Below are 14099 nucleotides of genomic sequence, written 5' to 3' on the forward strand. Positions count from 1 at the left end.
GGTGCTCTACCGGCTGCCGCTCGGTCGCCATGGGGCGCTGCCGCCCGCCGACGCCTTCACCACGATCACCCTGACCGGCGCGTACGAGCAGGTCGGCACGGGGGTGAACCTCAACGGCATCACCACCACACCGGACGGCCGGGCGCTGATCGTCGTCCAGTCCACCACCGGCACGCTGTACCGGGTCGACCCGGCGACCGGCACGAGCACCGCCGTGGACGTCCCGGGCCACACCTTCACCAACGGCGACGGCCTGTTGCTGCTCGGCCGCACCCTCTACGTGGTGCAGAACCGCCTCAACCAGATCGCGGTGGTCCGGCTGAACCACTCCGGCACCGCCGGAGCGCTCACCAGCACCATCACCGATCCGAACTTCGACGTACCCACCACGGTGGCCAAGGCGCTGGGCCGGCTCTACCTGCCCAACGCCCGCTTCACCACACCGCCGACCCCCACCACGCCCTACACGGCCGTCGCGGTCCGCGCCCACTGAGCGACCCGAGGGGGTACGCGCCGCGCGTACCCCCTCGGCACCAACGCTCCGGATCTGAACAGCCGGTTCGGCCGCCAGTAGGATCACTGGCACCTCGGCGACGACTGTCGCCTCGTGCACCCCGGAGTCCGTGTGGCCGCCCGTCCGTACCGGTTCCTGCGCCGAACCCTGGCCGTGGTCTGTCTACTCGCCGCCGCCGCACTCCCGGCCAACCGGCCGACCACATCGCCGTTTGCCGGGGACGCCGCGCAGCCCACCGTCCTACGGATGCTCCAACTGAACCTCTGCAACAGTGGCCGCGCCGGCTGCTACAGCGGTCGAGCGATGGCCAGGGCCGCCGAGGTGATCAGCATCGAGGCGCCCGACCTGGTCACCCTCAACGAAATCTGCGCCGGTGACGTGTCCGACCTGCAGAGCGTGTTCCAAACCGTTCACCCAGGGCGGACCGTCGTGGCCGCGTTCCAGGCCGCCGGTGACCGCCCGAGCGGCGACGACACCCGCTGCCGTAACGGCCAACGGTTCGGCATCGGGCTGCTGACCCACGTGCGGACGCCAACCACCCCGCGCACCGTGTACGCCGGAACCCACCCGGCGCAGGACCTCGCCGACCCCGAGGAACGTGCCTGGCTCTGCGTCGACGTCGACGGCGCCCTGCTCGCCTGCACCACGCACCTGTCAGCCACCGGCTACCGCGTCGCGCTCACCCAGTGCGACCACCTGCTCGACACCATCCTGCCGACGATCAGCCGCAACGCCGGGTACGCGCCCACAGTGCTCGGCGGCGACCTCAACCTGCGCGCCGGCACCGACCCCGACGTACGGTCCTGCACCCCGCCGGGCCATCAGCGGGTCGACGACGGCCGACTGCAACACGTCACGGCGACCACCGACATCACCCTCTGCTGTCGCAGCCTGGTGCCCATGCACGGGACGACCGACCACCCCGGGCTGCTGGTCGCCCTCACGATCGACAGCAGCCGACCCGGCCGACGGCCAGCCTGATCCGCCTCCGTACCGGGCGGAGGCGGCCGGATCTATGAGGCCGTCAGCAACACGGCGCGGGCCGGCCGCACGGCGTCAGCGCGGCGGCGTGTCCCGGCGGGACGGGAACGGGGTACCGGGCTGGCCGAGGGTGGAGCGGGCGCGCAGCCCGACCGGGTCCGGAGCAGCGGTGGGCGCCGGGGTCGGTGGCTCCGAGAGCCGCCGTCCGTCCAGGTACGCGGCGGCGGCCCGGTCGTCGTCGGTCGGAGCGGCGAGCAGCGCGTAGAGCAGACCGACCACCCCGAAGATCACCGCCAGCACGATCGGCACCAGCAGGGTGCTCACTCCGGCGCCGGTCACCTCACCCGCCCGTTCGTGGCGGTGCACCGACAGGGCGCTCATGCCGGTGAAGTGCATCCCGTTGACGGCGACCCCCATGACCAACGCGGAGGCGAAGATCGCCAACCCCCGCCGGACGGTCATCGCGAGCCACAGCGCGACGGTGGACGCCACCACGGCGATTACCACCGAGAGCACGACCCGGACCGTGTCGTAGCCGAGGCTGCCGTTGAGGCGCATGGCGGCCATGCCGGTGTAGTGCATGGAGGCCACGCCGACGCCGGTGAAGATACCGCCGGCGATCAGGCGTACCGGATTCAGCCGGCCGGTGCCCACGATGGCCAGGCCAATACCGACCGCCACCACGGCGATGGCCGTGCTGGCCGCGGTCAGCGGCACGTCGTAGCGGATCCGAGTGTTCTCGACGGCGAAGCCGAGCATGGCCATGAAGTGCATGGCCCAGATGGCGGTGCCGCCCAGCGCCCAGGCCGACAGCAGACCCCACCACGCCCGCTGGCCGTTCGTCCGGGCCGTGCGGATGCGCCCGGCACAGACCAGACCGAGAATCGAACCGAGCACGGACAGCGCATAACTCAGCGCGGGCGTAATCCACCCGTACTCAAAGTGATTGATCTCCGCCACGGCGGCTTTCTCCCCATTCGTTACCGACGCGTCAACAAGACGCCTCGGCAATGATCAGGGGTGCTGTGATCAGGCGCAACAGTGCCCCCCGGGCTATCCGAGGGGTGCCGTTGCGGTAACCGTCCGCTGCGTCGATTTCACCGACGAAAATGACTGAGCGTGACTATTACGCTGACGTGTGGTACGCGAGAACGCCTCGATTGACCGCCGCTATAGCCTGTCGAGCCGTCGACCGCAGCTCCGTTGTGGCACCGCCAGAGTCGGCAATCTGACCGAGCAGGTCAACGACCTGTCGGGCCCACCGGACGAAGTCACCGGCCGGCATCTCACCATCGATCTCGTGACCGCTGCCGAGCACCTTCGCCAGCGCCTCGCCCCGGGCCCACCGGTAGACGGGCCAGGCGAAACCGAGATCCGGCTCCCGGGTCGCCGTCAGCCCTCGCGCCGCCTCGTCGGCCTCGATCTCCCCCCACAGCTTCAGCGTCTCGTCCACCGCGTCGGCCACCGGCCCGCGCGGCAGCGACGCCCGCTCGTCGACATCGCGGCGCGCCTCGAACACCACCACTGACACCGCAGCGGCCAGCTCGGCCGGGGACAACCCGTTCCACACCCCCCGGCGCAGGCACTCGGCGACCAGCAGGTCCGCCTCGGTCCAGATCCGGCCCAGCATCCGACCGGCGTCGGTGACCGCGCCGTCGCGGGCAAGGTAGCCGCGCTCGGTCAGCAACGCCACGATCCGGTCGAACGTTCGCGCGAGGGACCCCGTACGACCACTGACGCGCTCGCGCAGCTCATCGGTGTCGCGCTCCAGCCGCCGACGCCGCTCCGCCCAGCGGGCGTGCTCCTCCCGCTCGGGGCAGGCATGGCAGGGGTGGTGACGCAGCTCGGTGCGGAGCTGGGTGATCTGGTGGTCCTCGCCGGTCACCTGCCGGGAACGGCCCCCGCGTCGGCCACCGTGCCGATCCAGGCCGGTGCCGCTGACCTCGGCGGCGAGATCCCGCCGGGCTCCCGGGGACCGGTGGTTGAAGTGCTTGGGCACCCGGATCCGGGCCAACACCTCGGCCGGAGTGGTGAAGTCGCCGGGGCTGACCCGCCCGGCCCAACGGTCCTGGGTGAGCACCAGCGGCCGGGGCTCACCGAACCCACCGGTCGCCGGGTCCAGCACCACGGCCAGCCCGGCCCGCCGGCCCGACGGCACCCGGATCACGTCGCCGACCCGCAGCCGCTCCAACGAGGCCACCGCGGCGGCCTTGCGCTGGGTCTGCCCCTGCCGGGCGATCGCCTTCTCCCGGTCGGCGATCGCCACCCGCAGCGCGAAGTACTCGTCGAAGTCGCCGTGATGGCAGGCGGCCTCCGCGCCGTACGCCTCGATGGTCTCGGTGTTGCGCTGCACCTGCCGGGCCAGGCCGACCACCGACCGGTCCGCCTGGAACTGGGCGAACGAGGACTCCAGCAGGGCTCGGGCCGGCTCCGCGCCGACGGTGCCGACCAGGTTCACCGCCATGTTGTACGACGGCCGGAAGCTGGAGCGCAGCGGATAGGTGCGGGTGGAGGCGAGCCCGGCCACCTGCCGTGGGTCGGTCTCCGGGGACCACACCACCACGGCGTGCCCCTCCACGTCGATGCCTCGACGGCCGGCGCGCCCGGTGAGCTGGGTGTACTCCCCCGGAGTCAGGTCGACGTGCGCCTCGCCGTTGTACTTGACCAGCCGTTCCAGCACGACGCAGCGGGCTGGCATGTTGATGCCCAACGCCAGCGTCTCGGTGGCGAAGACCGCCTTGACCAGGCCGCGGACGAACAGCTCCTCGACGATCTCCTTGAACACCGGCAGCATGCCGGCGTGGTGGGCGGCCAGGCCGCGTTCCAGGCCATCCAGCCACTCCCAGTAGCCCAGGACCGACAGGTCCTCGCCGGGAATGGCGGTGACCCGCGACTCGACGACCCGGCGGATCTCGGCCCGCTCCTCCGCCGAGGTGAGCCGCAGCCCGGCCGCGAGACACTGCTGCACCGCGGCGGCGCAACCGGCCCGACTGAAGATGAACAGGATCGCCGGTAGCAGACCTTCCCGGTCCAGTCGGTCGACGATGTCCGGGCGCAACGGGCCACGCCAGCGCGGGCCGCGCCGGCCGGCACCGGGCCCGGCGCTGCGCCCCTCACCCAGCTCCAGCCGCCGCGCGGTCTCCCGGGTGTAGCGCAGCAACTCCGGGTGCACGTCGTGCTTGCGGGCGGCGTCGGCGTCGTGGAACAGGTCGAACATCCGCTTGCCGACCAGCATGTGCTGCCACAACGGCACCGGCCGGTGCTCGCTGACCACCACTGCCGTCTCGCCGCGCACGGTGACCAGCCAGTCGGCGAACTCCTCGGCGTTGGAGACGGTCGCCGACAACGAGACCAGGGTGACCGAGGCGGGCAGGTGAATGATCACCTCTTCCCAGACCCCACCGCGGAACCGGTCGGCCAGGTAGTGCACCTCGTCCATGACCACGTACGCGAGGCCCTGGAGGGTGCTGGAGCCCGCGTAGAGCATGTTGCGCAGCACCTCGGTGGTCATCACCACCACCGGCGCGTCGCCGTTGATCGCGTTGTCACCGGTCAGCAGGCCGACCTGCTCGGCGCCGTAGCGGGCCACCAGGTCGTGGTACTTCTGGTTGGACAGCGCCTTGATCGGCGTCGTGTAGAAGCACTTGCGTCGCGCCGGTGGGGTCGCCGCGTCGACGGCGGGCACCGGGTCGTCGGGTCGCCCCCGCAACGCCAGGTGGACGGCGAACTCCCCGACCACCGTCTTGCCGGCGCCGGTGGGAGCGCAGACCAGCACACCGCTGCCCCGCTCCAGCGACTGGCACGCCTCCCGCTGGAAGTCGTCGAGGTCGAACCCCAACTCGAGCGCGAACTCGTCCAGCGCCGGAAACTGTGCGGCTTGTGCGGCCTTGCGGCGCGCCGCTGCGTACCGCTCGGCGGGGCTCGACATGGCACCAAGATTAGTGCGTGCCGCGTCATGTCACCCCACAAGGCCGTCCGGAGGCGCGGTCGGGGGCGGTCGGTAGGGTGCACGGCGTGCCGGACCATGCCGAACCGCCCCAGACCAGTCCGCCGGGCACCGCTGAGGCGCCCGCCGCCCGCCGGGCGTCCCGACGCCCTGTCAAGGCGGTGCTCTTCGACTTCCACGGCACCCTGGCCCAGGTGGAGGACCCCCAGCGGTGGGTGCTGGAGGCTGCGGCGGCGTGCGGCGTGACCCTGGACCGGGTCCGCGCCACCTCGCTGGCCGACCGGCTGCTGACCGCCGGACGCGCCGGCGGGCCACTGCCGGCACGGGTGCCGCCCCGACTCGCCGAACTGTGGGCAGACCGGGACCTCTACCAACACGCCCACCGGGGCGCGTACACCGGGTTGGCCGAGACCGTCGACGCCGGCATCGACGGCTTCGCCGACGCGCTCTACGAGCGGCTGCTGACCACCGAGGGCTGGCTGCCGTACGCCGACACCACCCCCACGCTGACCGCGCTGCGCGACGCCGGGGTGCCGGTGGCGGTGGTCAGCAACATCGGCTTCGACCTGCGGCCACACTTCGACGCCTGGGGGCTGACCGACCTGGTCGGCGCGTTCGTGCTCTCCTACGAGGTGGGGCGCTGCAAACCCGACCCGGCGATCTTCTGGCGGGCCTGCGGCATGCTGGGCGTCGACCCGGAGCAGACCCTGATGGTCGGTGACACCCCGGCGGACGCGGGCGCGGTGGCCGCCGGCTGCTCGGTGCTGGTGCTCCCGGCAGCCGAGCCGGGCCGGGAGAACGGGCTGGGCGCCGTCCTCGACCTCGCCCTGCCAGCCTGAACGACACCGCCCGATCCGTGCTGTGCCCACCGTTGGTCACAGCGGTGGGCACCGCCGCCAGGTAGCCGGAGCTGAGCGCCTACCGTCGTGCCCGTGACCGAGATCCTGCTGCCCACGCCCCGGTCGGGCGAGACACGACCGGCCCGGCGCGGTGGCGTCGCCGCCGTGGGGCTGGTGCTCGGCGGGGCCCTGTCGGTGCAGTTCGGCTCCGCGGTGGCCGCGTTGCTCTTCCCGCGTACCGGAGTGGCCGGCGCGGTGACCCTGCGGCTGACCATCTCGGCGGTGCTGCTGCTCGTGGTGTGCCGGCCCCGACTGCGCGGACACGACCGGTCGGCCTGGCTCACGGCCGGCGCGTTCGGGCTGGCGCTGGCCGGCATGAACTCACTGTTCTACCAGGCCATCGAACGCATTCCGCTGGGCCCGGCGGTGACCCTGGAGGTGCTCGGCCCCCTCGCCCTGTCGGTGTTCTCCGCCCGCCGACCGGCCAGCTGGGGCTGGGCGGGTCTCGCACTGGCCGGGGTGGCGCTGCTCGGGCAGGGCGGCTTCGACAGACTGGACCCGGTCGGGGTGGCCTTCGCGTTCGGCGCGGGCGCCATGTGGGCCGCGTACATCGTGCTGAGCGCCCGGGTCGGCGGCCGATTCCCCGGCGCGGACGGGCTGGCCCTGGCGCTGACCCTCGCCGCGCTGGTCACCCTGCCACTGGGCATCGTCGACGGCGGCGCGGTGCTGCTCGACCCGCCGGTGCTGGCGCTCGGCGCCGCCCTCGCGGTGCTCGCCTCCGGGCTGCCCTACACCCTGGAGCTGCTGGCGCTACGACGGATGCCCACCGCCACCTTCGCGGTGCTGATGAGCCTCGGCCCGGCCGTCGCCACGCTCGCCGGGTGGCTGGTGCTGCGGCAGGAGCTGACAGTGCTGGAGTGCGCCGCCATCGTGCTGGTCATCGCCGCCAGCATCGGCGCGGTACGGGTCAACGCAGCAGCCGCAGGGCGCCCGGAACCGCGCTGATCGTCACCGGCAGCCGCAGGGAGCGCTCCCCGTCGGCGTACGAGGTGATGCCCTCGGCGGCCAACTCCACTGTGCGGGCCCGGAAACTGCGCACCAGCGGGTGGCTGACGTGGGTGCCCTGGTAGATGCGCGGCTTAACCCGGACCAGGGTCCGCCGGTTGACCCGACCCGCCACCACCACGTCGAGCAGTCCGTCGGTCGGGTCCGCGTCGGGGCAGATCCGCATCCCACCGCCGTACGTGGGGCAGTTGCCCACCGCCACGAGCACCGCGTCCAGGTCGTGCGGCACCCCGTCCAGGCGCAGCGTGTAGCGGCGTGGGCGCAGCCGAGCCAGCTCGACCAGGATCGCCAGGTCGTATCGACGCGGGCCGCGTGGCCAACGCATCCGGTTGGCCCGCTCGTTGACGATCGCGTCGAACCCGGCCGCGAGGACCGCTCCGTACCAGCGCTCGACGCCGTCGGCCCCGACCATCCGGGCCAGGTCGACCGGTTGACTGCGGCCGTCGCGCACCGCCTCGGCGATCACCGCCGCCGCGGCGAGGGGGTCGGCCGGGAAGCCGGTGTCCAAAGCGAAGTCGTTGCCCGTGCCGGCCGGGATGGGGCCGAACGGCACGGCGGTGCCGGCGACAGCCTGCAACGCCCGGTGCACGGTGCCGTCCCCACCGACCGCCACCAACGCGCCAGCGCCGTCGGCGACGGCGGCCCGGCACGCCGCCTCCGCCTCGGCGGGGCTGGACGCCGGCAGCAACCGGATCGGCCGTCCGGCGGCGGCCAAGCCGTCCAGCAGCCGGGGCAGCAGCGCGCGGTGCCGTCCACGACCGGCGGTCGGGTTGGCGAGCACTGCGACCGGGCCGGGCAGGTGATCGTCTGCGGTCACGGGCAGCACCGTACCGGTCGGACACCCGCCGTTCACCAGGGGCAGGCGCCGTCACCATCAGTTCCGCCGCCGACGCACGAGGTGACGCGACGACGCCGCCCCCGGTGAACGGGGACGGCGTCGGTGGACCGGCCGGCGCGGGGCCGGTCAGGTCATGTCGTCGTAGCGGCGTTCGATCGGCGCCGGTGGGGCGACCGGTTCGGGTACGCCGATCGGCGCAGTCGAGTCGACCCGCTGCCCGGCCACTACCGGGTCCGCGTCGAAGTCCAACGGCGACACCTCGTCGTCGTCGATGCCGGCGTAGATCTCCTTGCCGCGCCCACGCCGCTTGTCGTTGAGGAAGGCGATGCCCACCGCACCGAAGTAGAGCGCGGAGAGGCAGATCGCCAGGGCCGTCATCCCGAACGGGTCCGGGGTCGGGGTGACCACGGCAGAGAACGCGAAGAACACGAAGATCGCCACGCGCCACCAGCTCAGCAACCGCTTCGCGCTGGCGATGCCCACGAAGTTGAGCATCAGCACGACAAGCGGGAACTCGAAGGCCACACCGAACAACAGGATCAGGTTGGTGACGAAGGAGATGTACTTGGTGATCTCCAGGGTCGTGCTGATCTCGCTGTCCGAGATGCTGAGCAGGAACTCCAGGCCCTTGGCCGTGACGAAGTACGCCAGCACCGCACCGGCCGCGAACAGCGGCGCGGCGAGGGCGGTGAAGAAGTACGCGTAGCGCCGCTCGTGCCGGTGCAGGCCGGGCGCGATGAACGCCCAGAGCTGGTACAGCCAGATAGGCGCGGCAACGATCAGACCGACCCAGAGCGCGACCTTCAGGTTGAGCAGGAACAGGTCGGCCGGGCCGAGCTGCACGAACTCACACTTGCCGTCGACATACCTGGCCTGCGGAAGGTCACAGTAGGGCTGCTGGAGCAGGTGCAGCACCGGCTTGGCCAACCAGAAACCGAAGCCGAACCCGATCAGGATCGCCACGGACGCACGGAACAGACGATTACGTAGCTCACGGACGTGCTCGATGAGCGTCATCGACCCGTCGGCGGCCCGCTCGAACGCCTTTGGGCCGCGTTTACGCAGTGCGAAGGCCACGGGAGTGGGGCCCTTCGGTCAGTTGTCGCGGACGCGGTGCACGGGGTCGACGACCGGCTGCTGCGGCGGCGCCTGCTGGTACGGGGCCTGCTGCGGCTGGCCGGCGTACGGCGCCTGCTGCCCGGCGTGCGGCGGCAGCGGCTGGTAGCCGGCCTGCGCGTCGGCCTTCTCGGCGAGGTCGCGGTCGTCGTCCTGCAGGCTCTTGGTCTCGGCCTTGATGATCCGCAGCGACCGACCCAGCGAACGGGCCGCGTCGGGGAGCCGCTTCGCACCGAAGAGCAGGATCAGCACAACCACGAGAACAGCGATGTGCCACGGCTTGAGGGCACCCATGAGAAGCTCCAGTCGCTCTGTGTCCGGGGGGTGGTACGCAGCCCATCGTACGTGCGGATCGGCTGCCCGCCACCCGCTGGGTGGTGGTGGTCTGGACGGGAGGGTGAAGTCTTGACCAACCCGCGATGATCCGTCAACCACCGCCGGGTGCGTACCCGATCAGCCGCGCTTGGCCTTGATCACCGCGAGTCGCTGGTTGGTGGTGTCGAGCCGACGTTGGACGTCCTCGGCACGCTGTTGCAGCGCCTCGGCGGTTTCCCGCAGCGCCTCGGCCTCGACGGCCCGCCGCTGCAACGCCACGGCGGCACGGCGCAGTCGGGGCAGCCGGGCGAGCACCGGGCGCACGGCCAACGCGAGCGCCACGAGGGGTAGCAGCACCACCGCGAGCACGATCCAGATCAGCACGGCGGTCAGCCTACTGGGTGCGGCCGGCCACCGCCGGGTCACCCGACGGTGCGCGCTCCCTGTCGACCTCGGGCGGCCGGGGCACTGCCGTGGGCGCGGGCACGGCGTACGCGTCCAGCGCGGCGGCCGCTGTCGCACGCACCTGCTCGGCCAACTCGACCGGGGCGACCACCGTCACCTCCGGGCCGAGGCCCAGCACGAACCGGCGGGCCCACAGCAGGTCGGTGACCCGCAGGGAGACGAGCCACTGGTCGCCGTCGCCGGCCTCCACCCGCTCGCACGGGTAGTACTCGGTGATCCACCGTTCGCCCCGACCGATGCGCAGGGTGATCAACGGGAGGTCGGCCGAGGGGCGGAACACGCCCTCGGTGAGGTCGTGCGGGACGGCCTGCGGCGGCACCATGGCCGGCTCGTCCAGTTCGGTGACCGCGTCGATCCGGTCGGCGCGGAACAGACGGACGGCCTCCGCGCGCCGACACCACGCCTCGACGTACGCCCGGCCGCCGACCATCAGCATGCGCAGCGGGTCGATGACGCGCTCGGTGGTCTCGTCCCGGGCCGCCGTGTAGTAGGTGATCCGCAGGGCCTTGCCGCCCTCCACGGCGGCGCGCAGCGCCTCGACCCGTGGGGTGTCCCCGGGCAATCGGACCGCCACCGGCGCGCCCACCAGGTCGCCTGCGGCTTCGATCTTGGCGAGGGCCCGTTCGACTGCCTCCCGGTTGGCCACCCCGGGCGTCTCGGCCAGCATCCGCAGCGCCACCACGAGGGCCAGGGCCTCGTCGGGGGTCAGCCGCAACGGCCGGTCGATGCCGGCGTCGTAGGTGATCGTCACCCGGTCACCGTCGAACGCCATGTCGATCAGGTCACCGGGGCCGTACCCGGGCAGCCCGCACACCCAGAGCAGCTCCAGGTCCTCCCGGAGCTGACGCTCGGTGATGCCCAGGTCACCAGCCGCTTCGGCGATCTCGATGCCGGGCCGGGCCAACAGGTAGGGCACCAGGTTGAGCAGTCGGGCCAGCCGGTCGGCGGACGCGCGGGAGCCGTTGCGGGCGGCCGGGCGGGTCACCGGGCACCCCCGCTGACGGCCAGCTCGTCGTGGCGCACGGCGATCTCCTTGAGTCGTTGGATGACCGCCTCGCGGACCTCCGGTGGGTCGAGGACCCGCACGTCCGGGCCGTAGCCGACGAGATGACCGGCCAGCCCCTCCGGGTCGGCGTACGGCAGGACCAGCCGGTCACCGTCCGGCCCGGCGGTCACCTCCACCGCCCACCGGCGCAGCCCGGCGGCCCGCCCGGGCGCGGCCAGCACTGTGGCCCGGCCGGTGCGCTCCACCGGACCGGACCAGCGGGCCACGTGGCTGATCAGGTCGACGTTGGCCGGCGGCTCGTACGCGCCGGGGGCGCCGGTCACCCGGACCGCGCCGACGACGCGGGACAGCCGGAAGCAGCGGGTCGCCTCCCGGTCCTGGTCGTGGCCGACCACATACCACCGGCCGCGCCAGCAGACCACGCCCCACGGTTGCAGCCGCCGCCGGCTGGGCGCGTCACGGTCGGGCACCCGGTAGTCGAACCCCACCTCGCGGCGGTCCCGGGCGGCGGCGGTCAGCGGCGCGAACGCCGGGTCGACAGTGACCATCGGCTCCAGGCCGAGGGTCGCCTGCGGGTCCACGTCCACCCCGGCGGCACGCAGCTTGGCCAGCCCCGAGGACGCGGCGGCGGCCAGCCCGGCGTGCTGCCACAGCCGGGCGGCGATGCCGACCGCGGCGGCCTCGTCCGGTTCGAGGAGGATGTCGGGCAGCGCGTATTCACGGTGGGCGATGCGGTAGCCGGGTTCGGCGTCGAAGGCGCTCGCCGTGCCGGTCTCCAGTGGCACACCGAGCTCGCGCAGCTCGGCCTTGTCCCGCTCGAACTTGCGCTGGAACGCCTCATGGTCGCGCGCGTCGTCCGGATCGTGCTCGTAACCGGGCACGGTCGCGGCGATCTGCGCGGCGGTCAGGAACCGTCGCGTGGACAGAAGGCAGATCACCAGGTTGACCAGGCGTTCGGTGCGGGTCCGCGACACGCGGTAGACGCTAGCAGCCGACCCGCCCACACCGTGCACCCACGCGGGCGTGCCGCACACTTGTTCGGATCGTGCCTCCTCCGGCGCGTCGCCGCCCGCGGTCATAGGGTGATCCTCATGTCGCAAGCGGAGGCCAGGCCCGAGAGTGAGAGCGTCGGCACCGTCGTCGTCGCCGGCGCCGCCAACCTCGCCATCGCGGTCGCCAAGCTGATCGCCGGGCTGATCTCCGGATCCGCCGCGATGCTCTCCGAGGCGGCGCACTCGATCGCCGACACCACCACCGAGGTGCTGCTCTTCCAGGCGCTGCGCCGCGGCGCCCGCCCGGCCGACCAGCGACACCCCTTCGGGTACGGCAAGGAAAGCTACGTCTGGGCGTTCTTCGCCGCCATGTTCACGTTCGTCGCCGGCGCCGGTTTCGCCGTCACCCACGGCGTCACCACGATCCTGGTGCACGAGCACAGCGGTGACTACCTCATCTCGTACGTCGTGCTCGGGGTGTCGTTCGTCATCGAGTCGATCTCACTGGCCCGGGCCGTGCGGCAGGTCCGCCGCGAGTCGCGACGCTGGCGGACCACTCCTCGGAGGTTCCTGCGGCTGACCGCCGACACCACGGTCAAGGCGGTCTTCCTGGAGGACAGCGCGGCCCTGATCGGTCTGGTGCTGGCCGGGCTCGGCGTCGGCCTGTCCCACGCCACCGGCGACGAGGTGTGGGACGGCGTCGCGTCGATCCTGATCGGGCTCCTGCTGCTGACTGTCGCCGGGGTCCTCGCCGGCAACAACCTGTCGCTGCTGGTCGGCCGGGCCGTCCCGGAGCGGCTGCGCCACGAGATCGAGCAGGATCTGGCCGGGCTGCCCGAGGTGGAGCGCATCGACACACTGTTGACCATGCAACTCGGCCCGCAGGACATCCTGGTCGCCGCGAAGGTCGACTTCCGCGACGAGGCCACCGGCGCGCAGATCGAGGCCACCGCCGACGAGGCCGAGCGGCGGCTCACCGACCGGTACCCGGAGATCCGCTTCGTCTTCCTCGACCCGACCCGTTCGATGCCCGGCGCCACCGGCACAGCCCGGCACACCCAGGCCGGGCCGAGCCCGGACGCCGGCGGCCCCGAGCCGACCTGACCCACACCCGGACGCGGGCCGCCACGTCCGCGCGGCTAGCGTGCCCGTCATGGTGCGATGGCGTACGGGGACGGTGGCGACGCTGCGACGGCAGTGGACCGGGGCGGTGGAGCTGGACGTCGACCTGCCCGACGGCACGCGGATGCGGGCGCTGGCCTACCCGGAGCTGGTCGGCACGCCCGAGCCCGGCGACCGGGTGCTACTCAACGCCGGCGCGCTGCTGATGGGGTTGGGCACCGGCGGGTACGCCCTGGTGGTAGCCCTGCCGGACCGGCTGCCGCCGGACCCGCCGGACGTCGCCGACACCCGCGACGCCGGGCACCTGGTCAAGGCCCGCTACACGCCGTTGCAGCCCATCCTCCTCGGCGTCGACGAGGATGCCTCTCCGCACCGCGACGTGCTGGCCGACGCGGACGACCTGGGCGGTCTGCCGGTGATCACCGCCGACCTGCACTCGGCGCTCCCGGCGATCCTGGCCGGCATCCGGGCCGACGCCCCGCAGGCGCGGGTGGCGTACCTGCTCACCGACGGCGGGGCGCTGCCCGCCTGGTTCTCCCGCACCCTCGCCGGGCTGCGGGCCGAACTGGCCGGCACGATCACCGTCGGGCAGGCGTTCGGTGGCGACCTGGAGGCCACCACAGTGCACGGCGGTCTGCTCGCCGCCCGGTACGTGCTCCACGCGGACGTGGCGATCGTGGCTCAGGGACCGGGCAACCTGGGCACCGGAACCCGGTGGGGCTTCTCCGGCGTCGCCGTCGGCGAGGCGGTCAACGCGATCGCCACGCTGGGCGGGAAGCCGGTCGGCTCGTTGCGCATCTCCGACGCCGACCCCCGCCCCCGGCACCGGGGCGTGTCGCACCACAGCCTCACCGCGTACGGTCGGGTGGCGCTCGCCCCGGCGGAGCTGGTGGTGCCCGA

General features: G+C 72.7%; 13 protein-coding genes and 1 pseudogene. 6 read left to right on the forward strand and 8 right to left on the reverse strand.

What is annotated here, in order from left to right; translation table 11 throughout:
- Both AB0C20_RS30265 and AB0C20_RS30270 read left to right on the forward strand, forming a co-directional pair.
- Positions 1-493 (forward strand): annotated as a pseudogene (locus AB0C20_RS30265) (superoxide dismutase); the annotation flags it as partial.
- 132 nt (positions 494-625) lie between these two features.
- Positions 626-1495: an endonuclease/exonuclease/phosphatase family protein gene (locus AB0C20_RS30270; protein WP_357569235.1), complete on the forward strand. Its 870-nt coding sequence runs from the start codon at positions 626-628 to the stop codon at positions 1493-1495.
- A gap of 75 nt (positions 1496-1570) precedes the next feature.
- Here the strand turns inward: AB0C20_RS30270 and AB0C20_RS30275 are convergent, their stop codons facing one another.
- Both AB0C20_RS30275 and AB0C20_RS30280 read right to left on the reverse strand, forming a co-directional pair.
- Positions 1571-2455 carry an MHYT domain-containing protein gene (locus AB0C20_RS30275; protein ID WP_357186516.1) on the reverse strand — a complete coding sequence of 295 codons (885 nt, stop codon included), beginning with the start codon at positions 2453-2455 and terminating at the stop codon, positions 1571-1573.
- A gap of 166 nt (positions 2456-2621) precedes the next feature.
- Positions 2622-5423: a DEAD/DEAH box helicase gene (locus AB0C20_RS30280; protein WP_357186519.1), complete on the reverse strand. Its 2802-nt coding sequence runs from the start codon at positions 5421-5423 to the stop codon at positions 2622-2624.
- Between the two features lie 86 nt (positions 5424-5509).
- Here AB0C20_RS30280 and AB0C20_RS30285 point away from each other — a divergent pair, with 86 nt between their 5' ends.
- Both AB0C20_RS30285 and AB0C20_RS30290 read left to right on the forward strand, forming a co-directional pair.
- Positions 5510-6280 carry an HAD-IA family hydrolase gene (locus tag AB0C20_RS30285; protein ID WP_238685798.1) on the forward strand — a complete coding sequence of 257 codons (771 nt, stop codon included), beginning with the start codon at positions 5510-5512 and terminating at the stop codon, positions 6278-6280.
- 93 nt (positions 6281-6373) lie between these two features.
- Positions 6374-7285, forward strand: a complete 912-nt coding sequence (locus tag AB0C20_RS30290; protein ID WP_357186524.1) for an EamA family transporter — start codon at positions 6374-6376, stop codon at positions 7283-7285.
- Here the strand turns inward: AB0C20_RS30290 and AB0C20_RS30295 are convergent.
- The 6 genes from AB0C20_RS30295 to AB0C20_RS30320 all read right to left on the reverse strand — a co-directional run bounded on the left by AB0C20_RS30295 (position 7248) and on the right by AB0C20_RS30320 (position 12059).
- Positions 7248-8171: a diacylglycerol kinase gene (locus AB0C20_RS30295; RefSeq protein WP_357186527.1), complete on the reverse strand. Its 924-nt coding sequence runs from the start codon at positions 8169-8171 to the stop codon at positions 7248-7250. The two genes, AB0C20_RS30290 and AB0C20_RS30295, sit on opposite strands and share 38 nt — an antisense overlap.
- Positions 8172-8309: 138 nt before the next feature.
- Positions 8310-9260 carry a twin-arginine translocase subunit TatC gene (gene tatC / locus AB0C20_RS30300; protein WP_357186530.1) on the reverse strand — a complete coding sequence of 317 codons (951 nt, stop codon included), beginning with the start codon at positions 9258-9260 and terminating at the stop codon, positions 8310-8312.
- Positions 9261-9278: 18 nt separating this feature from the next.
- The gene (tatA, locus tag AB0C20_RS30305) at positions 9279-9593 is read right to left on the reverse strand and encodes a Sec-independent protein translocase subunit TatA (RefSeq protein WP_124855346.1); all 315 of its coding nucleotides are present in this window, start codon (positions 9591-9593) and stop codon (positions 9279-9281) included.
- A gap of 159 nt (positions 9594-9752) precedes the next feature.
- Complete coding sequence (locus AB0C20_RS30310) at positions 9753-9998, reverse strand: hypothetical protein (RefSeq protein ID WP_357186534.1); 246 nt, start codon at positions 9996-9998, stop codon at positions 9753-9755.
- 10 nt (positions 9999-10008) lie between these two features.
- The gene (locus tag AB0C20_RS30315) at positions 10009-11064 is read right to left on the reverse strand and encodes a YafY family protein (RefSeq protein WP_357186537.1); all 1056 of its coding nucleotides are present in this window, start codon (positions 11062-11064) and stop codon (positions 10009-10011) included.
- Positions 11061-12059 (reverse strand): WYL domain-containing protein, encoded by a 999-nt coding sequence (locus tag AB0C20_RS30320; RefSeq protein ID WP_357569236.1) that lies wholly within the window; start codon positions 12057-12059, stop codon positions 11061-11063. Before AB0C20_RS30320 ends, AB0C20_RS30315 begins: the two co-directional genes overlap by 4 nt.
- A gap of 117 nt (positions 12060-12176) precedes the next feature.
- On the opposite strand from AB0C20_RS30320, the gene AB0C20_RS30325 reads away from it, so the two are divergent.
- Both AB0C20_RS30325 and AB0C20_RS30330 read left to right on the forward strand, forming a co-directional pair.
- A complete protein-coding gene (locus tag AB0C20_RS30325) occupies positions 12177-13181 on the forward strand; it encodes a cation diffusion facilitator family transporter (protein WP_357186543.1) in 1005 nt (334 codons plus the stop codon).
- A 49-nt stretch (positions 13182-13230) separates the two neighbouring features.
- The coding region (locus AB0C20_RS30330) for a DUF3866 family protein (RefSeq protein WP_357569237.1) at positions 13231-14099 on the forward strand (869 nt) is incomplete at its 3' end.

This window comes from Micromonospora sp. NPDC048843 (assembly GCF_040649965.1).
GTDB classification, from domain to species: Bacteria; Actinomycetota; Actinomycetes; order Mycobacteriales; family Micromonosporaceae; genus Micromonospora; species Micromonospora hortensis.

Excerpts from the sequence above, each read along its gene's own strand:
- AB0C20_RS30280 (WP_357186519.1), bottom strand. The coding sequence starts at position 5,423 with ATGTCGAGCCCCGCCGAGCGGTACGCAGCGGCGCGCCGCAAGGCCGCA.
- tatA (WP_124855346.1), bottom strand. The coding sequence starts at position 9,593 with ATGGGTGCCCTCAAGCCGTGGCACATCGCTGTTCTCGTGGTTGTGCTG.
- AB0C20_RS30325 (WP_357186543.1), top strand. The coding sequence starts at position 12,177 with ATGTCGCAAGCGGAGGCCAGGCCCGAGAGTGAGAGCGTCGGCACCGTC.